Source organism: Streptomyces sp. NPDC031210 (assembly GCF_055570395.1).
Map to the genome: position 1 here is coordinate 26021 of NZ_JBVIHH010000023.1, position 21926 is coordinate 47946.

Below are 21926 nucleotides of genomic sequence, written 5' to 3' on the forward strand. Positions count from 1 at the left end.
TGCCCGGGCCGGCTCCGCGTACGTACCGTGACGTGAATTCGTCGAGCGATGCGGGGGCGGGACAGCATGCCGGAGATTGTCGATCTGGGCGCCTACGGTGCGGACTTCACGTCGGACCCCTATCCCTACTACGCCAAGCTGCGCGCCCAGGGGCCCGTGCACCGCGTCCGCCTGCCCGAAGGCCAGGAGGCGTGGCTGGTGGTGGGCCACGAAGTGGTCCGGGCGGCGCTCAGCGACGCCCGCCTCAACAAGGACTGGCGGGCCGCCGGGATGGCGACCGAGGACACCCAGGACTCGCCGCTGTTCACCAACATGCTGGACGCGGACCCGCCCCATCACACCCGGCTGCGGAAGCTGGTGGCCAAGGAGTTCACCTCCCGCCGCGTCGAGTCGCTGCGTCCCCGCGTGCGGCAGATCACCGACGAGCTGCTCGACGCGATGCTCGACTCCCCCGACGGCCGTGCCGACCTCGTGGAAGCGCTCGCCTTCCCGTTGCCGATGACCGTCATCTGCGAACTCATCGGCGTTCCCGCCCTGGAGCGGGAGGCGTTCCGCGGCTGGTCCAACGAGATCGTCGCCCCGACGAGCCAGGAGGCGCTGCAAGAAGCCACCATGGCGATGAGCGCCTACCTCCTGAGCCTGATCGAGGCCAAACGCGGCGCTCCCGGCGACGACCTGCTCAGCGCGCTGATCCGGACCAGCGACGAGGACGGAGACCAGCTTTCCCGGGACGAACTGGTGGGCATGGCCTTCCTGTTGCTCGTCGCCGGCCACGAGACGACGGTGAGTCTGCTGGCCAACGGGGTGCGCGCCTTGTTGCGGCACCCGGCCCAACTCGCCGCGCTGCGCGCCGATCCCGCCCTCCTGGACAACGCCGTCGAAGAGATGCTGCGCTACGACGGGCCGGTGGAGACCGCCACGTGGCGCTTCGCCGGGGAACCCCTCCGGATAGGTGACACGCTCATCCCCGCCGGCGACGCCGTCCTGGTGGTGCTGGCCTCCGCCTCGCGCGATCCCGAACGGTTCCCCGCCGCCGACGACTTCGACATCCGGCGCGAGACGCGCGGCCATGCCGCCTTCGGCCACGGCATCCACTTCTGCCTCGGCGCCCCGCTGGCCCGGCTGGAGGCACGTATCGCCATCCGCGCCCTGTTGGACCGCTGCCCCGACCTCGCCATGGACGCCGACCCCGATGCCCTGACCTGGCGCACCGGGATGCTCATCCGCGGCCCGCAGCGACTGCCGGTCCGCTGGTCCGGGACGCGGGGGACCGAGGAGACGCGGGAGACGCGGGAGACGCGGGAGTAGCCGACCGGGCCCGGGGGCCGCCCGCGGATGTGCGAAAGTGGCGCGATGAGAACGATCGGGCTGTTGGGCGGCATGAGTTGGGAGTCCACGGCGGAGTACTACCGGCTCCTGAACCACCTGACGCGTGAGCGGCTGGGCGGGCTCCATTCGGCGCGCTGCGTGGTGTACTCCGTCGACTTCGCGGAGATCGAACGCCTCCAAGTGGAGGGGCGTTGGGAGGAGGCGGGCGCGGTACTGGCCAAGGCGGCCGGTGCGCTGGAGTCCGCCGGCGCGGAGCTGCTGCTGATCTGCACGAACACCATGCACAAGGTCGCCGACCAGGTAGCCGCTTCGGTCGGCATTCCCTTGCTGCACCTGGCCGACACGACAGCGGGCGCCGTGCACGCCGAGGGACTGCGGCGGGTGGGCCTGCTGGGCACCGCCTTCACCATGGAGCAGGACTTCTACCGCGGCCGGCTCGCCTCGCACGGCCTGGAGGTCCTCGTACCGGACGCGGCGGGGCGCGCCACCGTCCATCGTGTGATCTATGAGGAGCTGTGCCGCGGAGTGGTCCGCGAGGAGTCCCGTGCGGAGTACGCCGCGATCATCGAGGACCTGGTCGCGGCCGGAGCCGAGGGCATCGTGCTGGGCTGCACCGAGATCGAACTGCTCATCGGGCCGCAGGACAGTCCGGTGCCCGTCTTCCCCACGACGCGCCTGCACGCGGAGGCGGCCGTCACACAGGCGCTCGCCGACGGCCGGTAGACGACCGGTCGGCACCAACTTCTTTGCGACGGCACATCCTTGAGCGGTCGGGTCCAGGATGCGGCGTTGGTCCAGGTACTCTGTCGCGGTGTCGGGTAACGAGTTAGAACGACTGGCCAGGATCCGGATGCAGGTCACCGGGGAAACGCTCGAACGCGCACTGGCCGCCCTCACCGGCCGGCCCTTCGACGCCACGCCCGGCACTGACGGGGATGTGCATGAGGGCGGCCTGGCCGATGGCGGCCTGGCTGAGGGCGCCCTGCCGGATGGCGCCCTGCCTGATGAGGCGGGCGATTCTGACGGCGGGCCCGAGGGGGCCGTGGCTGAGGGGGCCGTAGTTGAGGGTGGCGCCGCGGAGTCCGACGCGGGACAGGACGGCCGGGTGCTGGACGCGGTACGGGATCCCGACGAGGCACAGAGGGCCGAGGCGCAGAGCGCCGGGGAAGCGGCTGGCGCGCGTGAGGACACCGGGCCCGACGCGGAGCCCGGGCGCCGGAGACGGTCCCACCTGCGAGGTCTTTGACGCCCTTGGCGTCTTTGATGCCACTTGCCGTCTTTGATGCCACTTGGCGTATTCGAAGCCTTCGCGTCCTTGGCGATCTCCACGCCTTCGACGCCTTTACTTCACCTTTGCCATCTTTAACGCAAACGCACGACGAAGCCCCCGCCCGAGACGGGGGCCACACCGGAGAGCGAAGAATCCGCTCGCGTGACTACTCCACGGGGCCGTGGTCCGCAGCCGGAGACGTCACCGCTCCAGGTGTGGCCTCGCCGAAATCCGGGGCTTGGAAGGGGTTCCTCGAAGGGGGCGGCGATCCCGTCATGGCTTGGCGGGGCGCCGGTTCGGGCGAGGAGAACGGGGAGGTGGCGTCGATGAGACAGCTCCGTTTCGTATTCGGATGATGCGGCGCGGGGCACGCTCGGTGGCCGGGCCAGGGGGAGGTGATCCTTGATCGCCTGCGCCCCTCGGCCGGGGCCGTGCCGTGCCTGCGGTGCTCTAGAGGTTGGTGAGCTTCGGGTACGGGCTGGTGATCCGCTCCTGCATGGAGCCGAAGTCGACGATCACCGCGATGCCTTCCTCGACGCCGGTGACCCGGCCGAGTCCGTACACGTCGTGGGTCACCCGGTTTCCTATGGCGAAACTCTTGCGAGGCGGCGCGACCGGGGCTTTGAAGGGACTGGTGGGCAGAAAGCGCTTGGTAACAGCTGGCTTCGTCATTAACACCAGTATGCGCCTGCCGGAGCGATCTGTGGGCCGGTGCAGTACGCCGGACTCGCCGACTCGCCCGTCTTTTCGCCGGTTGCGCCGTTCCGTCCCCCCGCCGGCCGGCGGATCAGCAGTCGTTTTCGAGGGCGTCGGCGGCGGTGAACCGTACCTGGAGGAGCGTCCGCGCGGTATCCGCCATCGCGGAAGCGGCTCTCCGCCCGGGCCGGACTCAGTGGACGGAGAACCCGCCGTCGACAAAGAGTGACTGCCCGGTCACGTAGGCGGAGGCGCGGCTCGCCAGGAACACCGCCGCCCCGGCGAAGTCCTCGGCCAGCCCGTTACGCCCGACCAGGGTGCGCGCGGCCAGCCCCGCCACCTTCTCTGGGTCGGACGACAGCCGGGCGTTGAGCGGCGTCATCACGAAGCCCGGCACCAACGTGTTGCTGGTGACGCCGTACGGCGACCACGCTTCCGCCTGCGAACGGGCGAGGGACTCCAGCGCCCCCTTGGAAACCCCGTAGGCACCACTCTGGACGAACGCCCGGTGTGCCTGCTGGGAGCTGATGTGGATGATCCGCCCGAAGCCCCGCTCGGCCATCCTGGGCCCGAACCGCTGCCCCAGTAGGAAGGGCGCCTCCAGGTTGAGCGCCATCGTGGCGTCCCACACCTCTTCGCTGAGCTCTCCCAGAGGGGGCCGCAGGTTCACTCCGGCGCTGTTCACGAGGATGTCGGGCTCCCCGAACGCGGCGGCGGCCTCCTCGGCCGCCGCCCGCACGGCGTCCCGGGTGCTCAGGTCGGCGCTCACGGCCGCCGCCCGGCAACCGTCGGCGACCAGCTCATCGACCGTGGCCGCGAGCTCCGCTTCCTTACGTGCCACGACCACGACACCCGCTCCGGCACGGGCCAGGGCGCCGGCTACGGCCCGGCCGATGCCGGAACTGCCGCCGGTGACCACCGCGACCCGGCCGTCCAGTGCAAACAATTCGGAGAGGTATGCCTGCGAAGTCATCCCAGCAGCCTAGGCGGCGTGTCCATGACGACGACGCCCCGGGTCGCCGCTGGAATCCCTCCAGAGGCGAGGAAGGGCTCAGCGTGTGAGGGGACGGGCCAGCAGCGGCGTCTGGAGCACCTGATGCCCCCCGCTGGCCAGCATGCGCACCTCTCCCCGATCGCTGATCTCCGCCCGAACGATCCCCGATTCGTCTTCGTAGACGGGATACCCGCCCGCTCCCGCCTTCTCGGTCCGCCGGACGGTCACCACGTCGTCCTCGACGGCGGGGGCTTGGAAAATCAGCTCGTAAAATTCCGGGTACTCCATCGGGACCTCCCGACATGGCTCTGCACGATGCCCACGGCACCGCTACCCTGACGGCCGCACGCCGCCGTTCCTCCGCCCTTCCATCGTCGCCCACACGCGGTCCCCCCGCCTGAGGAGCGCGAGGTCGGCGCTCTGAGCGTGCCGCCGCGTCGGGGCCCGCCCGTGGCTCCGGCCCGTGGACCAGCGACGACCGGATCGACGCACACGAACGATCGAACGATCTCCCTCCCGTCCTTCCACGCACGCCGGACTCCGGTTGATCATCACGCGACTCCCGCTGGGGGGCGGCCCTCCCCGCCCCCTCCTCCAGGTCCAGGACCCCAGGACCCCATGCCTCCAGGACCGAACCCGTAAGGGGATCCCTCACATTGACGGGGGATCAAACTACGCCCGGAGGCTGATGCCTGGGCGCCGCGCCTCATCGAGAATCAGATCACCGAAGATCCAACTCCCGACCCCTCCCCCGCCGAACGTTCGAGCACGAGACCCCCTAATCGCCCCCGCACCCGAGCACCCCGCCCCCGTCCGAGCACCCGAGCACCCGAGCACCCGAGCACCCGACTGCGGCTTGACCGACGGAGAGAAAGCCCATGCCTTTATCCCACCCACACCCACACCCACACCCCCGCCGCCGGGGATCACGGCGCGCCGCCGGAGTCGCCGTCGCAGCGTTATGCGCACTGGCGATCCCCGCCGCCTCCGCCCTTCCTGCCCACGCCGCGCCCTCGGCCGGCCCGTCCACGAGCGCCGCGCACCGCACGGACATCCTGCGCCCCACCCCTTTCGCGGGCACCGTCGGCACTCCCCATTCCACGCTGCCCGACGCTCCGCCCCGGCTCGACCGTCGAGCCCTGGAGCGGTCCTTGAAGGCCCTCCACGACGCGGGAATGTACGGCGCCTATTCGGCGGTGCGGGACGGTACGGACGCATGGCGGGGCGCCACGGGGGTCGCGGACGTCGGCACCGGGCGCCCCACCACGCCCGACATGCGGCACCGGATCGGCAGCATCACCAAGACCTTCACGTCGGTCGGCGTACTCCGGGAGGTCGGCAAGGGCCGCATCGGGCTGGACGCGCCGATAGGCCGCTATCTGCCCGACCTGGTCCCTGGGCAGCGCGGTCGGGCCATCACGGTCCGGATGCTGCTCCAGCACACCAGCGGCATCGGCGATTACGCCGGGACGATCTTCGCTACACCGGAGAGCGTGGAGAACAACCGCTTCCACGAGTTCGATCCCCGCGAACTGGCCCGACTGGGCCTGAAGGCAGCGCCTTTGGGGAAGCCCGGCGCGGCTCACCACTACTCCAACACCAACTACATCCTGGCCGGCCTGCTCCTGCGGAAGGTCACCGGCGAAAGCCCCGAAACGTACATCACCGAGCACGTCATCCGTAAGGCCGGCCTGCGGCACACCTACTTCCCGCGTTCCGCCCACCTCGAGGGGCCGCACGCCAAGATGTACGAGGCCGCGTACGGAGGCTTCGACCCGCCTCGTGATTTCAGCGTCTACAACCTGTCCTGGGCGGGGACGGCCGGCTCGCTGGTGTCCACGATGGCTGACCTGAACCAGTTCTACCGGTCCCTGCTGAGCGGCAAGCTCCTCCCCTCCAACGAGCTGCGCGAGATGAAAACGACGGTGCCGATCGAAGGCACGTCCCTGCGTTACGGTCTGGGCCTGTTCAGCCTGCCCATGCCCTGCGGAGAGTTCTGGGGCCACAACGGCCTCGTGCTCGGCGCCACGACCTGGTCCCTTTCCAGCCCCGACGGGCGGCGCCAGATATCCCTGGGGCTCACCCTGACGCGCTATCAAAAGCTCGATGCCAACGGCCGTCCCGAGCCGAGCCCGATAGACGAGGCCATAGATACGCATCTCGTACAGGCCCTGTGCGGGAAGGGCGGAACCCACGGCCGGGAAGCACCCGGCATCGCGATACGCCCCCTCGACCGACAGGCACTACCCACGGTCCGACACGACCTTCCGGCGCCGACAGGCCGATAGCCCTCGTACGGCTTCGGCTGCGTGTGGGCCCCGCCCCCGTGCGCTGTCACAGGGGCGGGGCGGGTCCGAGAAGCGCCAGCAGCTCGGATAGTGACAACGACCACGGTAAGGGGGACCACTGACAACGACAGGTCGCGATCAGGCGGCGACGCGCGAACCGACCCCACGTCGATCGGCAAGATCCTCATCTATCAGTGCCGACTCGCCCCTTCCCGGCCCGGCCCGACTGGCACGAGCATCCCCGACACCACCCGAACGGGCTAACGCGTCATGTCCACCGCCCGGCGGCCCGATAACGCCGGGCAACGGCACCGCGGCGGCGGGCGTCGACAGAAGGCGGCGGGCGTCGACAGAAACGGAAAGGAACGGCAATGGTCACAGGTTCCGGCTTTTCGCTCGCATCGGTGGTCTTGGACTGCCCGGACGCGCACGCGCTGGCGCAGTTCTATCAACGGCTGCTGGGCTGGGAGACGAAGGCCGCCGAACCGGGGTGGGTGATGCTGAGACCTCCGAGCGGCGGGACGGGACTGTCGTTCCAGTCCGAGCCGGACTATCTACCCCCGCAGTGGCCGGAACGCTCCGGTGAGCAACAGAAGATGCTGCATCTCGACATCCGAGTCGATGACCTCGGCGCGGCGGAGAAACAGGCGCTCGCGTTGGGGGCAAGGCGCGCGGACCTGCAGCCGCAGGACGACGTCCGGGTCCTGTTCGACCCTGCGGGGCACCCGTTCTGCCTCTTTCTCCATGGAGCGGACGACGGCGCGTAGCGGGCGGCGTGATCAACTGCGCCGCCACCCGGATGGGCTAACGGGTGAACGCGGAGCGTGTGGGACTGGACACATGCGGACAGGTCGGTCGGCGTGGAGCCCGACGGTCTTTCCTGGTCAGGGAGTTGGGGTGGTGACGGATGCCCGGGAGGAGAGGGTGCCGGGGGTGTGGGGAGCGGTCGTGAAGTGATGCATTGTCAGTGTCTGCCCCTAGCATGTTTCACATGTCCCCAGCTCCTTCTGCCCATAAGGCTGCGCCTGTGCCTGCCTCCGAAGCGAACGAATCGATCCGACGGTTCGTGCGCGCCCGGCGCGGTCTGTCGTGGACGGCGCAGGACATGGCGGAGTACGCGGTACTGCTGGAGGTCTGGACGCAGGCGGTCCGCGCGGAGGTTGTGGAGGCGGCCTAAAGGCGTGTCCGACGAAGCGGACCCGCATCCCGGGCGCGGCCGACCTGGCTTGGACCGGGCGTGCTTCATGATCACCAGGGGGTCGCTCGCATGGCGCGCTTCTTCGTCAGGCGGACAAAGGCCACGTCCCGTGTCGCGTCTGTCTCCTGTATTGAGGGTCCGCAGCCAACCCGTGCCCTCGCGCTGCCGCTGCTCGCGTGCGATCCCGTCACGAAAACGCGAGTCGAGCTTCACGGTCAGCTTGGCGATGGAAAGGTGCCCGAGGCGAAGCCGGTGCAGAAGGTCGCCGAGTGCCGGCGAGGACACTACGTGCGGTTGATGGCGCGGCACGGTGACCGGCTCGGTAGGTGGTGACCAAGTCCGTAACCGTTGTGGGGTCTCGAAGGCGAGAGATGTGAGCTGTAGGTGGCTGTCTCTGGCGGCTTGCTCGTCGCTTGTGGGGGCATGCCGGTCAGAGCAAGGGTGGCGCAGAGTACGACCGAGGACACACGCCACCCGCTATTGCGGCCGGCGAACACGAGGCGTCCGAATCCGATACTCAGCAAGGCAATAAGCCCGCCCAAGTCACAGCCGGCGGCGTTTCGCAGGCCGTGGGGCGGAGCGAATTGCAATTCACTGGTCGGGGTCTCCTCGCCCGTGCCGCAGAGGGTGGCTGATGGCCGGCCGGACACTGCCCAGGCCCGGGCCGGGTCGGAGAGCCGAGTCCCGTGCCATTGGCGGCGGGTTTGGTGGGCGGGGCGTTAGCGGTGCGTTAGTGGATCAGCAGTGAGGTCGCTCAGGGTGAGGCATGTACCGCTCACGGAGGCGGTGCGGACGAACGTCACGGCAGCCGCACGGCAGCACATCTCATGCATCCGTTCACCGAGGGGGATCTCATGTCCTGGAATCAGGCCACCGACACTTACGGCACCGCCACCGCTGATGCTGCCGCCATTCCCACGCCAACCTGCCTCGCCGGCCGGGGCTACCGTCGCGGGCGGCGGATCGTCGCCGCTTCACTGATCGCCGCCGCCGCGCTCACGTTGACCGCCTGCGATGGCGGCGGCGACAGCCCGAAGGCCGACAAGGTCGCGACGAGCCCGGAACCCTCGGGTGAAACATCGGCCGACGGGGCGGTGGTCCCGACCCCAGCCGGGGGCGGGGACGGGGACGGTTCCGGGGCCGGAAAGGGCGGGGCTCCGTCGAAGAGCGGGAAGAGCGGCGGGCGAGGCGCCGGCACCGGCTCGGGCTCGGGCTCGGGCTCGACCGGTGGTTCCGGGGCGGCTGAGGGATCCGGGGCGACGGGACAGGGGAAGGGCGTCAGCGGTACATGGGACGGTGTCCTCAAGTACCTGGCGCCCGGAAAGCTGACGGTGGCGCCCGCGTCCGGCGCCGAGCAGGCATTCTTCGTCAGCACGCAGACCAGGACGCTGGGCGCGGCCGCTCTCTGCGCGTCCAACGGCGACGTCACCGCGGACGACAGCGGATACGGCACCTCCCCGTGCACCGAGGCGCAGTTGGAGAAGGCGGCGAAGCTCGGCACCGTCCAGGTGCGGGTCACGGTGCGGGCGGGCATCGCGACCAAGATCGTGGAGCGCTACCACTCCTGAGCCGGCCGGCAGAAGGCGATAGAACACGACACGACACAGCCGCCAGCAAGGGCAGTGCCTGATCGAGGAAGGTGGCCATCCAGCGCCCCGCCGGCCGGACCGTCCCGGTCGCCGCGCGTGCATCGTCACGTCCGATTTCCGCCAGCCGCCGTGGCCGCGATCCCGCAGAGTGGGAGACGAACCCTCCAGACGACAAGAAGCACGTCACATCGAGAGACCTCGTGCCTCTGCAACGGAAGCAGTCGGACCTTCGCCATGAACCGTATGACCGATCCGGTGACCACGGCCCGTTCACCCCTCCTGCCCCCTGATGCGGCGACCGCGTACGGGGACCTGCCCTCGCCGGTCCCGCATACGGAGGCCGAACTCGCGGCGTTGATCGGTCTGTTGACCGTGCCCCGGTCCCGTATCGATTCGGTGGTGGTGGGGCACAGCCGGGACGGCGCGTCGCGTGCCGCCGCGGCGGCGTTCGTGACGGCGTGGCGTGCGACGGGCCGGTCGGTGCTCGCAGAGGTCGACTGGCCGGAGGAGGCGGCGTCCTGGCTACGGGCGGCTCAGCGGTTCACCACCGCAGAACCCGACGCCTGGGTGGTCGCCGCGGCACCGCTCGGGTGGGCGCAGATGAGCCGGCGGCTTCGCCACAGCACTCACTGGGACCCCGCCCGCACGTACGGCTTCGCCGCGCTCGCCGACTCCCGTATCCCCGCGCTGGCCGGCCCGGACGCCGTCCACGGCATGCGCGGCGCCACGGCGGACGGCGGCACGTGGACCGTCGAGCACGACTGGGTCACCCGGCGTCCGGCGCCACCGTCGGCCCGAATGACTCCGTGACACGCTGGGAGGGGGAGGGAAGGGAAGGGCGAGGAGAGGGGGAGGCGAGTGGGCGCCGGGCGGGGCGGGCGGGAGCTGGTCGATTGTTGAGTGTTGGCGATTACTGAGCGTTGTGCAGGTGGAGGAGTAGATGAGTACGCCGCTTCCCGGGTTTGAGGGTGATCTTGCGGGTCGGGAAGGGGCGTCGGCAGGCCAGGACACCGGGGGCCGCAGAGTTCTCGCGCCCGGCGCCGTCCACGTACCGGGCTGGCTGGATCTGGCGCAGCAGCGGGAACTGGTCACCGCCTGTCGTGGCTGGGCTCGCGGTCCCGCCCCGATCCGGCACACCAAGCTGCCGCGCGGCGGCGTGATGTCCGTCCAGACGGTGTGTATCGGGTGGCATTGGCAGCCGTACGCGTACACCCGGACCGCCGACGATGTGAACGGCGCGCGGGTCGCCGAATTCCCCTCCTGGATGGTCGAGTTGGGGCGGCGGGCGCTGGTCGACGCCTATCAGGACCCGTCGGCCGGTGAGGGCTATACGCCGGACACGGCGCTGATCAACTTCTACGACGACCAGGCCAAGCTGGGCATGCACCAGGACAAGGAGGAGCGCTCCGGCGCGCCGGTTGTCTCTCTCAGCATCGGCGACACCTGCGTTTTCCGGTTCGGCAATATCCAGACGCGTACGAAGCCGTATACGGACATCGAGCTGGCCTCGGGGGACCTGTTCGTGTTCGGCGGGCCGTCGCGGTTCGCGTATCACGGCGTGCCCAAGGTCCGACCCGGCACCGGCGACCCGGCGTCCGGCCTGACCAGCGGCCGTCTCAACATCACGATGCGGGTCACCGGCCTGGAGTGAGCCGTCCTCCGCGACCACTCCCCGCACCCGCCACTCCCAGGCCGCCAAGGGGCAGCAAGAGGCAGACTGGACTCATGTGCCGCAGCATCAAGACGCTCCGTCCGCCCGTCACCCCCGAGGTCACCGATGAGGACATCCGGGCCGCGGCCTTGCAGTACGTCCGCAAGGTGTCCGGTTTCCGCGCACCGGCCGCGCACAACCGTGAGGTGTTCGATCATGCCGTGGACGCCGTGACGGACGCGACGCGGGAACTCCTCGACGGCCTACGGGTCCGCGGCTCGGCCGCCCGCCCGCCGGCCACCGAACCGCCACCCGGCGAGATGTCCCACACCCACCCGCCACACGCCCGCCGGCACTGACCGGGTTCAGCCACGGACCAGGTTCAGCGGTCGACGAGCGCCGCACCGGTAGGTGATCGCTCGGAAACCGGCCGTGTGCGGCGAAGGTGGTGAGTGTGGCGCGCCGGGTGCGTACCGGCGGTGAGGTCAGGATGGCGACGAGGCCAGGGTGGCGGTGGCGTCAGGACGCCGGTCCCTGCCACTCCGCGTGACGGATGCGGGACAGCTCACGCACCTCTCCGAGAACGCCCCACTCGTCCTTGCCCAACCGCGAGAGGGGCCGCAGCTTCGTGATCTCGGGGTGACCGTCGACCAGGACGTCCTCGGACACGGCGGCGTGCACTACACGCCCGAAGACGACGGTGGAGTCGCCGATGCCGAGGGTGCTGTGCACCTCGCACTCCAGGGCGACCGGCGAGGCCGCGACCCGCGGCGGCTTGACCTGCAGGCTCGGCTCGGAGGCGATCCCGGCCGCCTCGAACTCGCTGATGCCGTGCGGGAAGTCGGTGCCACTGTCGTTGATCTGCGCGAAGAGTTCCTCGGGCGCGAAGTTCACGACGAACTGCCCGGTGGCTTCGATGTTGCGCAGGGTGTCCTTGCGTCCGACGGAGCTGAACTGCACGACGGGCGGCGCCACGCTGGCGATGCTGAAGAAGGAGTGCGGGGCCAGGTTGGCCGTGCCGTCGTCGGCGATGGTGGAGACCCAGGCGATGGGCCGCGGCACCACCGTCGCGGTCAGCAGCCGGTAGAACTCGGTGCGGGACATGGCGGCGGGGTCGAAGTCTGTGCGCATGGAGATCAGTATCCAGGTGGGTGGTCGCGGCGCGTACGGCGGATCCGTGGCATCGCCCGACCTCTGAGCTCGGCCGAAAGCGCCCGGGTTCGGAGCCGCCAGGTAGCGGGGCGTGGGGTCTCCTGGAGAGGTAGCTCGTCGGCCCGGGCGGCCACCGGATCGTGCCGCCGGAGGTATCCGCGGTCCTTTCGCTGCGTTACCGGCCCTGACGCGCCGTATCAAAGGCAATGACCAGCGTGGTGCGGCGGCGCGCGGCGGCTTGCGCATTGCACCCAATACGCCCTTGTTACCTATGTCACAAGTCACCCGCCCAAGGACGTGGCTCGATATCGTTTGATCATTCCGAGCCGTTCGGGGGAATGCTCGTCGACCAGGTGCGCGGGGATTATCACGCCATCTCGAGGTTCTCCTGAACGAAAAGCACTATGTCGGGGGAAGCGTGATGGCGTTAATCGGTCGGAACGAAGAAATGACCGTCCTACGACGGATGTTCTCGGACGTCCAACGCGGTAGAGGCAGCGTCGTCATTGTCACCGGGTCCGCCGCTCTGGGAAAAACCGGGATGTTGCACGCGGCGGCCGAACACGCCCTGGAGTCCGGCGCCCGATGGCTCAGCGCCACCGCCTGCTCCTCGGAACAGTTGCTGTCCCTCGGGGTCATGAGCCAGTTGCTGCGGAGCGCGCCGCTGGACGAGGCGGCGACCGAACGGGCCGAGCGGCTCCTGGCGGAAGGCGCGGTGCCGTCCGCGATCGGCGGCCGCGTCGCCCCGGTGGGCAAGTCCGCGCACATCGACCAGGGATTGTGCGAGGTGCTGTTGGGGCTCGCGGCGGACAAGCCCCTGGTGATCACGGTGGACGACGTCCACCAGTCGGACGTGGCGTCCATGCGCTGTCTGTCCCACCTCACCCGGCGGCTGCGCTCGGCCCGCATCATGGTCGTGCTGAGCAAGCAGTTGGAGGCCGAGCCGGACCTCACGCCCTACACCGATATGTCCCGGCAGCCGCACGTCGGACATCTGCCACTGCGGCCGCTGGGCGAGGCCGAGGTCGCCGAACTCCTCGGCCGTCAGATGGACGACGCCGCCGCTCGGCGACTGGCTCCGGGGGTGCTCTCGGCCTCCGGCGGCAATCCTCTGCTGGCCAACGTGCTGGCCGATGCCACCGTGGCCGCAAGGGCGGGCCGTACGGCCCGGACACCGGTGCCCGCCGAGCCGGTGGTCGACGAGACGTTCCGGCAGGCGGTACTGACCTGTCTGCGGCGCGGCGACGCCAAGACCGGCCGGATCGCCAGGGCTCTGGCCGTATTGGACGACGCCTGGTCCTTCGATGTGCTGTGCCGGGCCCTGGGTGTCGAACTGCTGTGCGCCGAGCGTGCGGTGCGCATCCTGGAGGCGACGGGACTGCTGGTCTCCGGGCGCTTCCGCCACCCGGCGATGCGGTCCGCGATCCTCGACGGGATGCCGGCCGAGGAGCGGACCCGGCTGCACCAGCGGTGCGCGCGGCTGCTGCACGACATCGGGAGTCCGGCGCTGGCCATCGCCCGGCAGCTCATCGGCGCCGGTGGCGAGCCCGATCCGGCGGCGGTCCCCGTGCTGCGCGAGGCGGCCGAGCAGGCGCTGTCCGGCGACGACGCGGCGACGGCCATCCGCTGTCTGGAACTCGCCCACCGTGCGGCCGTGGACAGCCGGCAGCGTGCCGCCGTCATCGCGGACCTGGCCCGCGCCGAGCTGCGGGTCAACCTGCCCGCCTCCACCCGCCATCTGCGGTCCCTGCTGGCCCCGGTACAGAACGGCGCCCTGCGCTCCGCCGGCGTGACCGCCGTGATCCGGCGCCATCTGCTGTGGTCGGTCGAGGAGCGGGAGGCGGTCGAGGCGCTGCGGGGCCTGGGGCCGTCCGGTGCCGGGGAGGATCCGCAGCTCGCGACCGAGCTGCACATCTCCCGGGTCTGGCTGGGCTGCACCTTCCCGCCCCTGCTGAAGGACTTCCCGGAATGCCCGGTGGAGCCGGGCCCCGACGGCAGCACCCCGGCCACGATCGCCCTCAACCCGGAGCTCCTGGCGGCGACGGTGCTCTCCACGGCGCTGAGTGACGAGCACGGCAAGGACGTGGTGACCGACGCCGAGCACATCCTGCAGAACTCCTCGCTGAGCGACAGCACCGTCGAGATGCTGGCCTTCGCGATCCTGGCGTTGTTCCACTCCGATCAGCAGGACAAGGCGGCGGCCTGGTGCCGGACTCTCCAGGAGCGGGCGGCCGCACGCCGGGCCCCCACCTGGCAGGCGGTGTTCGCCGGGCTGCGGGCCCATATCGCGCTGCGGCAGGGGGAGCTGTCGGCGGCCGAGGAGCATGCCCGCACCGCGCTTCGCCTGATCCCGCGGCGGACCTGGGGCCCGTTCGGCTTCCTGGCCTCCAGCGCCCTGGCGCTCGCCTGCACCGCCATGGGCAAGGACGCGGAGGCGGCGGAGCAGCTCACCGGGCCCCTGCCGGAGACGGCCTTCGACTCCCTGTACGGCCTGCATCACCTCCACGCCCGTGGAGCGCATCACTTCGCCAACAACCGCCTGCAGGCGGCCCTGGGCGACTTCCTGGCCTGCGGCGAGCTGATGACCGCCTGGGGGGTGGACGTCCCCACGCTCGTGCCGTGGCGCTCCGCCGCGGCGGAGGTCCTGATCCAGCTCGGTGACCGGGCGCGGGCCCGCGAGCTTCTCGATGAGCAGTTGGCCCGCCCCCGCGCGAACGGCCCCCGCGTCCGGGGCATCACGCTGCGCCTGCTCGCCGCGACCTTCGAACTCCAGCGGCGTCCGGCGCTGCTGACCGAGGCGGTGGAGGAACTCCAGGCCGCGAACAACCCCTACGAACTGGCCCGGGCGCTGGCCGATCTGGGGGATGCGCACCGTGCGCTCGGGGCCTCCGGGCGGGCGCGGATGGTCTCCCGGCAGGCGTGGAACGCCGCCCGGCACTGCCAGGCCGAGCCGCTGCTGCGCAGGATCAAGCCGGGCGGTAGTGCGGAGGGCCTCGGCCAGCCGCTGCACGTCCAGGCCGGCCCGGCCGACATCGCCTCGCTGAGCAGTGCCGAGCGGCGGGTGGCCACCCTCGCCACCCTCGGCTACACCAACCGCGAGATCAGCCGCAAGCTCCACATCACGGTCAGTACGGTGGAGCAGCATCTGACGCGGGTCTACCGCAAGCTCAATGTGCGCCACCGTACGGAGATTCCCTCGGACCTGGACCTGGTGGCGGACAGCCCGCGGTGCCGGGCCGAGCGGCCCGTGTGCTGACCGGAACCACCACGGGGCGGCGTACCCGGTCGGGTACGCCGCCCCGTTCCCCGTTCAGGACCGGGCCGCGCGCAGATGTTCGGCCAGGGTGAGCGGGGTCGGGTTGGCGAAGACATCGGCGAGCCGGACCCGGACGCCGGCCATCCTGCCGCTGCGCTGGGCCACCTTCGCCGCGAGCAGGGAGTGACCGCCCAGCTCGAAGAAGTTGGCCCGCGGGGTCACGTCGTCACGCTCCAGGACGTCCTTCCACAGTTGGACGAGGTCGGCCAGCAGTTGCGCGTCGGTGTCGTCGGGCGCACCGGCGCCGGTGTCGTTTCCGGCCGCGGCCCTGCGCTCCAGCTCCGCCAGGTCGGGCCGCCCGTCCGCGGTCGAGGGCAGCGCGTCCAGGACCACGAAGGCTCCCGGCTCGGCGGCGGCCGGCAGTTCGGCGCGGACGCGCTTGCGCAGCCGGTCCACGAGCTGCGGGTCGTCGGGGGCCGCCAGGAAGGCGACCAGTCCGCCCGCGTCGGTGTCGTCGCCCTGGCGCAGCACGACGGCCGCCGCGCGCACGCCGCCCTCGGCGGCCAACAGGGCTTCCAGGCGGTCGAGTTGGACGGGTGTGCCCTGAACGGTGACCCGGCGGTCGGCCCGTCCGATGATCTCCAGCGTGCCGTCGTGGGCGCGGCGGGCCAGTTCGCCGGTGCGGCGGTAGCGGCCGTGCACCGGGTGTTCGCCGTCGCCGCTCGCCCCGGCGTCCCCGTCCGCCGCCTCGGGAAGGGCGTCGCCTACGAGGCACAGTTCGCCGCGTACGCCGGGCAGGAGTTCCCGGCCGTCCGAGGAGGCCACGAACCCGGCCACTCCCCCGTCGCGCACCGTCTGCTCGAACCCGGTCCGCAGCGCGTCGCGGTCCGCTTCGGTGCCCACCTCGATGTCCCCCACGGGACGGTCCGCCGCCTCGTCGAGGCCGGACAGCAGCGCGTCGTAGCGGCGTAGCAGCGCCCGGGCGTCCGTCTCGCCGAGCGCCTCGGTGCCATGGACCGCCCTGATGCCGAGGGTGTCCGGCGCCGCGAGGACGTTCAGCTCCAGGTCGAACTTGCTGTAACCGGTCTCGGCGGGCACCGCCCGGGCGGGGGCGTCGCCGAAGGTCAGTCCGGCGTCCCCCGGGTCGGGGACGTAGTTGAACACATGGCGGAAGAGCGAGCCGCGCCAGGACGCGCCGGGACGGGCGACCTGTGCGAGCAGTCCGTCCACGGGGGCGTCCGCGTGGGTCAGGGCGCCGAAGAAGACGCCGCGGGTGCGGGTGACGAGCGCGCGGAACGGTTCGTCGGGGTCCACCGCCGTCCGCAGCGGCAGGGTGTTGACGTGGTAGCCGATGGCCTCCGCCGCGCCCTCGCCGCGGACGTTGACGGGCGAGCCCACGACGAGGTCCGGGCCGGCGCCGTGGGCCGCCAGCAGCACGTAGTAGGCGGCGAGCAGCACCACGGCCTCGGGGGCGCGCAGCTCCTTGGCCAGTTTGCGGACCACCGCCGTCGCCTGCGGCGAGAGGGTGTGATCCAGCCGGCCACCGGCCAGCGTGGGGTGGGCGGGGTTGTGGCCGGTGCCGCAGCCCGTCTCCAGCACCCGCGGGTCGAAGCCGCTCAGGTGGTCGCGCCAGAAATCCGTGCTCTGCGGCCGGGGAGCGCGTTCCTCCAGTGCGGGGACCGGTCCGGCGCCCTCCTCGGCCGGGTAGGGCTCCTCGCCGCGCAGCACCCGGGCGTACGCCCCGGCGAGGGCGCGGGTGAAGACGCCCGCGGAGACGGTGTCGAAGACCAGGTGGTGCACGACGAAGCAGAGGACGTCGTCGCCACCGTCCGGGACGATGCCCGCCCTGATCATCGGGCGGCCGTCGAGGGCGAAGGGCTTGGCGGCGAAGGACGTCAGGGCGGCCTGCGGGCCGTCCGCCGAGGGCGGGATCTCCTGGACGTCCACGTCCGCCTCGCCGGGTGGGAGCACCGACTTGGTGAGGGTGTCGTCGTCCGCGTGGAACACGGTGCGCAGGGCGTCGTAGCGGCGTACCACCGCGGTCAGGGACGTCCGCAGGGCCCTGCGGTCGAGCCGTCCGCCGATGCGGAGGGCCGCTGGGACGTTGTTGACGCCCGCGCCGGGTACGAGCCGGTCGAGCATCCACAGCGACCGTTCCTTGGGGGAGGCGGTGCGCGCTGTGGCCCCCGTCGAGAGTGACATCGCGGTTGGTCCCTTCCTTGCTGTGTGTGACGTGCGGTTGAGGTGCGGGGTGGTCAGTCGCGTGCGGCCAGCAGCTCGGTCACCGCCCGGCCGACGCCGGGGTGGCGGAGGATGTCGAGGTGGTCGATGTCGAACTGGATCTCGTGGCCGGCGAGTTCGGCGGCCGGTGTGGAGTCCCGTGAGCTGACGGCGGTGCCCCGCGCCCAGACGCGGCTGGGGTCCACCTGCCGCGCGGCGACCAGGTACCGGACGAACGACACGAAGGTGTCCGACAGTTCGCGGCCCAGTTCGACGTCCAGTTCGCTGCGGAGGAAGGCGGTCTCCACCACCTCCTCGAACATCCGGGAGTACCGCTCCCCGAGCCGGTCGAAGTCGTCGTCCTCGGCGAACAGCCGGTGCGCCTCGGACTTGCAGTGACGCACCTCCTCCTCGGTGAGGATCGACGCGTAGTGGTCGATGACGTTGCAGAAGTCGTGCCGGAGGTTGATGGAGACGGGCACGGAGGGGTCGAACATCAGCACGGCGGGGGGCTCGGGTTGGAACCGGCCGATCTCCTCGGCCAGCGCCGCCGCGAACACGCTGCCCACGCAGTACCCCATGACGGCGCTGACCCGCCGGCCGGAGTCCTGGACCGCACGCGACCAGCGGGCGACGTACTCCGCTCCGCCCATCGCGGCCTCCTGCCCGAGGGCCGGCTGGGTGGTCTCCCAGACGGTCCGGGCCGCCGGCAGGTGGGGGACGATGTCGTGGAAGCTGGATTCGCGCCGGCCCGTGGAGGCGTAGTCGACGGCCAGCACCAGAGCGCCGGGGCCACCGTCGTTGAGCACCTTCCAGGCGTCCGGGGCGGGAGAAGCCGACGCACGGGGTGCGTCCGACGTGTTCAGCGATGTATTCACGAGGGCCTCATCTGGGGGAGTTCTTCGAGATCTTCGGCAGCTCTTCGCATTCCGCGAACATTCCTCGGCGGCGTCACCGGGCGGGTGTCCGGTCAGCGACCAGGAAGGGGAACTGGCTGGTTGTCAACTGGAGCCGGGCCCGGCGGACTTCCAGAGCGGTGGGCTCGCCGCCCAGGTCCGCCAGGATCTGCCGGATCGTCCGTTCGCCGTCGACGGCCTCGTACAGCGGGCGCACGGCGGTGGGCGGCTTGGCCGCGGGGAAGGCCGTGGTGAACTCCGCCTCCTGGTAGCCGCCGTCGGGCTGCCGGATCCAGCGGTGCTGGCGGGCGGCGCTGCGGCGGTGGACGGTGTCGAGGAACGCGCGGTCGCGCTCGGCCTCGGTACGGCGCGGCCGGCCGGCCCGGCCGAGGTAGAACCACAGCATCGGCGAGCGGTCCATCAGCAGCAGGTTGACGAGCTGCCAGCGCGTCCGGTCCGGCAGCGCCTCGTAACGGGTGCGCAGCTCGCCGGCCGGCACCGGGACGTCCCACTGGTTGGTGTCGCTGACCTGGTCGAAGGCGTTGACGGTGGGGGTCTCCAGGGCGAGGCCGCAGCCGTCGGCCATCGTCCCGAGCTGCTCGACGGTGTAGCTGTGTTCGAGGGGGCTCATCCAACTGTCGGCCCAGGCCGCCTCGTCGGTGTACTCGAACATCTCCATCTTGCGGCCGAGGAGCCCGTCGGCCGGTACGGACTCCCCCAGGCCGCGGGCGAGTGCGAGCCGTTGGGACAGCTCCCCGACGCCGTCGATGCCCATCAGGGTGAGCGCCTCCTGGAAGGCGATCATCTCCTGGCGGTGGTAGGTGTTGTAGACCATGAGTTCCAGTACGGCGTCCGGGCGCAGGGCGGCGGACAGCGACCGCAGGCAGACCGACGGGTCGGGGTTGTGGTGGATGACGCCGGTGCACAGGACGTAGTCGAACCGCTCGCGGTACGACGCCCTCGTCAACCCCTCATGACGCAGCGTCAGGTTGGTGACGCCGAGGCTGCGGGCGTTGGCCTCGCACAGTTCGAGGGAGTTCTCGGAGGCGTCGGTGCCCAGGACGCGGGCGCCCGGGAACCGCAGGGCGGTGATCAGCGCCTGGTTCGTACCGCAGCCGGCGACCCAGATGTCGGCGTCGACGGGGACGCGGGTCGCGGTGTCGTCACCCACGTCCTGGCACAGGAAGCGGGTGTAGAAGGCCGGATCGTCCAGCCTGGTCAACTGGTGCGGTGACCAGGGGTAGGGGAAGGCGCCGTAGAAGGAGTTGAGGGTGTGGCCCTCGTGATCGCCCCGCGCCGGCGCTTCGGGGGCGTTCGGGGGCTGGTGCGTCGGTACGCGCTGCTGGGACACGGCTGTTTCGACCCTCCGGTTCGGTGATGTCGCGCACTACGCGAGACGGGCGCGCGGGTGGCGGGAGTGTGCTGGCTGGGAAAGGCGGTGCGTCACGTGGGCGTCGCCGCCGTCGGGGCGCGTGGGGGCGCCTGCCCGGTCCTCGGCGCCGGCCCGGCGGAGTTGTTCGTAGAGCGCCAGGCAGTCGTCGTAGCCGGGCAGCAGCCCGGATCGCGCCGCCTCGGCGAGCCCCGGCGCCCGCCGGTCCTTCTCCGAGACGCACAGGTCCTCGGCCGGCCCCCAGTCGATGGCGAGGTCCGCGTCGAAGGGGTCGAGGTCGATCTGGGTGCCCGGTACGAACGCGGTGGAGCACAGGTATCCGACACAGGTGTCGTCGGTGAGGGCGAGGAACGCGTGCCCCAGGCCCTCCGCGAGGTAGACGGCCGCACCGGACTCGGCCCGCAGCACCTGGCTGTGATGGCGGCCGAAGGTGGGCGACCCGTGGCGGATGTCGACGATCACGTCCAGTACGGCGCCCCGGTGACAGGTGACGATCTTGGCCTGGCCGGGCGGGGTGACCGTGCCGTGGATGCCGCGCAGGACGCCGCGCGCGGAGACGGAGAAGTTCGTCTGGGCGACGGTGAAGGGGTGCCCGGCGTGCAGGGCGAGTTCATCGGGCCGGTACGCCTCGTAGAAGCAGCCTCGGGAGTCGGTGATCTTGTCGGGGGACAGCAGGAGGCCGCCCTCGACGCTCAGTTCGCGGTACCGCATACGAACTCCCGGATCGAGGCGGCGACATAGTCCGTCATCTCCTCGGTCAGGCCCGGAAAGACGCCGATCCAGAAGGTGCTCTCGGTCACCGTGTCGGAGTTGGCCAGGTCGCCGACCACGCGGTGCGGCCGGTCGATGTAGGCCGGGTGGCGGGTGAGGTTTCCGCTGAAGAAGCGGCGGGTGCCGATCTTGCGGTGCTCCAGGAAGTCGGTCAGCTCCTTGACCTTGAAAGAGGCGCTGGGCAGCACGGTGAGGGCGAAGCCGAACCAACTGGGGTCGCTGCCGTCGGTGGCCCGCGGCAGCAGCAGTCCGGGAACGCCCTCCAGTCCTTCCCGCAGGCGCTGCCAGTTGCGGCGGCGGGCCTCGCCGAACGAGGGGAGCTTGGCGAGCTGGCTCAGCCCCAGGGCGGCCTGGAGGTCGGTGGACTTCAGGTTGTAACCGACGTGCGAGAAGATGTACTTGTGGTCGTAGCCGTGCGGCAGCGTCCCCATCTGGTAGTCGAATCGCTTGAAGCAGGTGTTGTCCTCGCCCGGTTCGCACCAGCAGTCCCGGCCCCAGTCCCGTAGCTGCTCGACGATGCGGGCGAGCACCAGGTTGGCGGTCAGGACGCTGCCGCCCTCGCCGGTGGTGATGTGGTGCGCGGGATAGAAGCTCACGGTGGCCAGGTCCCCGAAGGTCCCGGTGAGCCGCCCGCGATAGGTGGAACCGAGGGCGTCGCAGTTGTCCTCGATGAGGAACAGGTCGTGCGCCTCGGCGAGTTCGGCCACCTCGGCCACGGCGAAGGGGTTTCCCAGCGCGTGCGCGACCATGATCGCGCGGGTGCGGGGACCGATCGCCGCGGCGATCCGCTCCGGGGTGGTGTTGTACGTCCCCAGCTCGACGTCCACGAAGACCGGCACCAGGCCGTTTTGCAGAATGGGGTTGACGGTGGTCGGGAAGCCGGCCGCCACGGTGATCACCTCGTCACCGGGCCGCAGCCGGCGGTCCTCCAACTGCGGTGAGGTCAGCGCCGACAGCGCCAGGAGGTTCGCCGAGGAACCGGAATTGGTCAGGTGCGCCTTGCGCAGGCCGAGGGCCTTGGCCAGCTCCCTCTCGAATTTGCGGGAACTGACGCCGGCCGCGATCCGCATGTCCAGCGCCGCCTCGACCAGCGCGACGCGGTCGTCCTCGTCCAGTACGGCGCCCGACGGCCAGATGGGGGTGACACCCGGTGTGAAGCCCCGGCGTTCGTTCTCCCGGTGGTAGCCGCGCACCTGCTCCAGGATTCGCGCCTTGCTGTCGGTCAT

General features: G+C 70.8%; 20 protein-coding genes. 10 read left to right on the forward strand and 10 right to left on the reverse strand.

Features of this window, described 5'->3' with window-relative positions; all coding sequences use genetic code 11:
* Positions 1-66: 66 nt before the first annotated feature.
* Both ACZ45Z_RS30685 and ACZ45Z_RS30690 read left to right on the forward strand, forming a co-directional pair.
* Positions 67-1308, forward strand: coding sequence for a cytochrome P450 family protein (locus tag ACZ45Z_RS30685; protein WP_468369335.1), 1242 nt, complete (start codon positions 67-69; stop codon positions 1306-1308).
* A gap of 45 nt (positions 1309-1353) precedes the next feature.
* Positions 1354-2052, forward strand: coding sequence for an aspartate/glutamate racemase family protein (locus ACZ45Z_RS30690; RefSeq protein WP_468369338.1), 699 nt, complete (start codon positions 1354-1356; stop codon positions 2050-2052).
* 103 nt (positions 2053-2155) lie between these two features.
* On the opposite strand, the gene ACZ45Z_RS30695 is transcribed toward ACZ45Z_RS30690, so the two are convergent.
* From ACZ45Z_RS30695 to ACZ45Z_RS30710, 4 genes are all read right to left on the reverse strand, one after another.
* On the reverse strand, positions 2156-2560 hold the full coding sequence (locus tag ACZ45Z_RS30695) for a hypothetical protein (protein ID WP_468369341.1): 405 nt from the start codon (positions 2558-2560) through the stop codon (positions 2156-2158).
* 489 nt (positions 2561-3049) lie between these two features.
* Positions 3050-3271 (reverse strand): hypothetical protein, encoded by a 222-nt coding sequence (locus ACZ45Z_RS30700; protein ID WP_468369344.1) that lies wholly within the window; start codon positions 3269-3271, stop codon positions 3050-3052.
* Positions 3272-3488: 217 nt separating this feature from the next.
* The gene (locus ACZ45Z_RS30705) at positions 3489-4268 is read right to left on the reverse strand and encodes an SDR family NAD(P)-dependent oxidoreductase (protein ID WP_468369346.1); all 780 of its coding nucleotides are present in this window, start codon (positions 4266-4268) and stop codon (positions 3489-3491) included.
* 78 nt (positions 4269-4346) lie between these two features.
* Entirely contained in the window at positions 4347-4577 is a 231-nt protein-coding gene (locus tag ACZ45Z_RS30710) for a DUF6296 family protein (protein ID WP_468369349.1), read from the reverse strand.
* Positions 4578-5440: 863 nt separating this feature from the next.
* Between ACZ45Z_RS30710 and ACZ45Z_RS30715 the strand changes: the two genes are divergently transcribed.
* The 7 genes from ACZ45Z_RS30715 to ACZ45Z_RS30745 all read left to right on the forward strand — a co-directional run bounded on the left by ACZ45Z_RS30715 (position 5441) and on the right by ACZ45Z_RS30745 (position 11374).
* Positions 5441-6577: a serine hydrolase domain-containing protein gene (locus tag ACZ45Z_RS30715; RefSeq protein WP_468369352.1), complete on the forward strand. Its 1137-nt coding sequence runs from the start codon at positions 5441-5443 to the stop codon at positions 6575-6577.
* A 371-nt stretch (positions 6578-6948) separates the two neighbouring features.
* Positions 6949-7344 (forward strand): VOC family protein, encoded by a 396-nt coding sequence (locus ACZ45Z_RS30720; protein WP_468369355.1) that lies wholly within the window; start codon positions 6949-6951, stop codon positions 7342-7344.
* 260 nt (positions 7345-7604) lie between these two features.
* Positions 7605-7754 (forward strand): hypothetical protein, encoded by a 150-nt coding sequence (locus ACZ45Z_RS30725; RefSeq protein ID WP_468369358.1) that lies wholly within the window; start codon positions 7605-7607, stop codon positions 7752-7754.
* A gap of 875 nt (positions 7755-8629) precedes the next feature.
* Positions 8630-9343 carry a hypothetical protein gene (locus ACZ45Z_RS30730; protein WP_468369360.1) on the forward strand — a complete coding sequence of 238 codons (714 nt, stop codon included), beginning with the start codon at positions 8630-8632 and terminating at the stop codon, positions 9341-9343.
* A 255-nt stretch (positions 9344-9598) separates the two neighbouring features.
* The gene (locus ACZ45Z_RS30735; protein WP_468369363.1) at positions 9599-10174 is read left to right on the forward strand and encodes a hypothetical protein; all 576 of its coding nucleotides are present in this window, start codon (positions 9599-9601) and stop codon (positions 10172-10174) included.
* A 130-nt stretch (positions 10175-10304) separates the two neighbouring features.
* A complete protein-coding gene (locus ACZ45Z_RS30740; protein WP_468369365.1) occupies positions 10305-11015 on the forward strand; it encodes an alpha-ketoglutarate-dependent dioxygenase AlkB family protein in 711 nt (236 codons plus the stop codon).
* 74 nt (positions 11016-11089) lie between these two features.
* Positions 11090-11374, forward strand: a complete 285-nt coding sequence (locus ACZ45Z_RS30745) for a DUF2277 domain-containing protein (RefSeq protein ID WP_468369368.1) — start codon at positions 11090-11092, stop codon at positions 11372-11374.
* Positions 11375-11534: 160 nt separating this feature from the next.
* Here the strand turns inward: ACZ45Z_RS30745 and ACZ45Z_RS30750 are convergent, their stop codons facing one another.
* Entirely contained in the window at positions 11535-12146 is a 612-nt protein-coding gene (locus ACZ45Z_RS30750; RefSeq protein ID WP_468369370.1) for a flavin reductase family protein, read from the reverse strand.
* A 442-nt stretch (positions 12147-12588) separates the two neighbouring features.
* On the opposite strand from ACZ45Z_RS30750, the gene ACZ45Z_RS30755 reads away from it, so the two are divergent.
* A complete protein-coding gene (locus tag ACZ45Z_RS30755; protein ID WP_468369372.1) occupies positions 12589-15423 on the forward strand; it encodes a helix-turn-helix transcriptional regulator in 2835 nt (944 codons plus the stop codon).
* A gap of 54 nt (positions 15424-15477) precedes the next feature.
* Here ACZ45Z_RS30755 and ACZ45Z_RS30760 read toward each other — a convergent pair whose 3' ends face one another.
* From ACZ45Z_RS30760 to rfbH, 5 genes are all read right to left on the reverse strand, one after another.
* Positions 15478-17625, reverse strand: a complete 2148-nt coding sequence (locus tag ACZ45Z_RS30760) for a condensation domain-containing protein (protein ID WP_468369375.1) — start codon at positions 17623-17625, stop codon at positions 15478-15480.
* Between the two features lie 53 nt (positions 17626-17678).
* Positions 17679-18521 (reverse strand): hypothetical protein, encoded by an 843-nt coding sequence (locus ACZ45Z_RS30765; RefSeq protein WP_468369378.1) that lies wholly within the window; start codon positions 18519-18521, stop codon positions 17679-17681.
* 73 nt (positions 18522-18594) lie between these two features.
* The gene (locus ACZ45Z_RS30770) at positions 18595-19890 is read right to left on the reverse strand and encodes a class I SAM-dependent methyltransferase (protein WP_468369380.1); all 1296 of its coding nucleotides are present in this window, start codon (positions 19888-19890) and stop codon (positions 18595-18597) included.
* Between the two features lie 36 nt (positions 19891-19926).
* Positions 19927-20640 (reverse strand): dTDP-4-dehydrorhamnose 3,5-epimerase family protein, encoded by a 714-nt coding sequence (locus ACZ45Z_RS30775; RefSeq protein WP_468369383.1) that lies wholly within the window; start codon positions 20638-20640, stop codon positions 19927-19929.
* Positions 20622-21926, reverse strand: coding sequence for a lipopolysaccharide biosynthesis protein RfbH (gene rfbH, locus ACZ45Z_RS30780; RefSeq protein WP_468369386.1), 1305 nt, complete (start codon positions 21924-21926; stop codon positions 20622-20624). Before rfbH ends, ACZ45Z_RS30775 begins: the two co-directional genes overlap by 19 nt.

Bases quoted from the DNA above. Each gene is read 5' to 3' on its own strand.
- ACZ45Z_RS30685 (WP_468369335.1), top strand. From the start codon at position 67: ATGCCGGAGATTGTCGATCTGGGCGCCTACGGTGCGGACTTCACGTCG.
- ACZ45Z_RS30690 (WP_468369338.1), top strand. From the start codon at position 1,354: ATGAGAACGATCGGGCTGTTGGGCGGCATGAGTTGGGAGTCCACGGCG.
- ACZ45Z_RS30700 (WP_468369344.1), bottom strand. From the start codon at position 3,271: ATGACGAAGCCAGCTGTTACCAAGCGCTTTCTGCCCACCAGTCCCTTC.
- ACZ45Z_RS30705 (WP_468369346.1), bottom strand. From the start codon at position 4,268: ATGACTTCGCAGGCATACCTCTCCGAATTGTTTGCACTGGACGGCCGG.
- ACZ45Z_RS30710 (WP_468369349.1), bottom strand. From the start codon at position 4,577: ATGGAGTACCCGGAATTTTACGAGCTGATTTTCCAAGCCCCCGCCGTC.
- ACZ45Z_RS30720 (WP_468369355.1), top strand. From the start codon at position 6,949: ATGGTCACAGGTTCCGGCTTTTCGCTCGCATCGGTGGTCTTGGACTGC.
- ACZ45Z_RS30730 (WP_468369360.1), top strand. From the start codon at position 8,630: ATGTCCTGGAATCAGGCCACCGACACTTACGGCACCGCCACCGCTGAT.
- ACZ45Z_RS30735 (WP_468369363.1), top strand. From the start codon at position 9,599: ATGAACCGTATGACCGATCCGGTGACCACGGCCCGTTCACCCCTCCTG.
- ACZ45Z_RS30740 (WP_468369365.1), top strand. From the start codon at position 10,305: ATGAGTACGCCGCTTCCCGGGTTTGAGGGTGATCTTGCGGGTCGGGAA.
- ACZ45Z_RS30745 (WP_468369368.1), top strand. From the start codon at position 11,090: ATGTGCCGCAGCATCAAGACGCTCCGTCCGCCCGTCACCCCCGAGGTC.
- ACZ45Z_RS30750 (WP_468369370.1), bottom strand. From the start codon at position 12,146: ATGCGCACAGACTTCGACCCCGCCGCCATGTCCCGCACCGAGTTCTAC.
- ACZ45Z_RS30755 (WP_468369372.1), top strand. From the start codon at position 12,589: ATGGCGTTAATCGGTCGGAACGAAGAAATGACCGTCCTACGACGGATG.
- ACZ45Z_RS30760 (WP_468369375.1), bottom strand. From the start codon at position 17,625: ATGTCACTCTCGACGGGGGCCACAGCGCGCACCGCCTCCCCCAAGGAA.
- ACZ45Z_RS30775 (WP_468369383.1), bottom strand. From the start codon at position 20,640: ATGCGGTACCGCGAACTGAGCGTCGAGGGCGGCCTCCTGCTGTCCCCC.
- rfbH (WP_468369386.1), bottom strand. From the start codon at position 21,926: ATGACCGACAGCAAGGCGCGAATCCTGGAGCAGGTGCGCGGCTACCAC.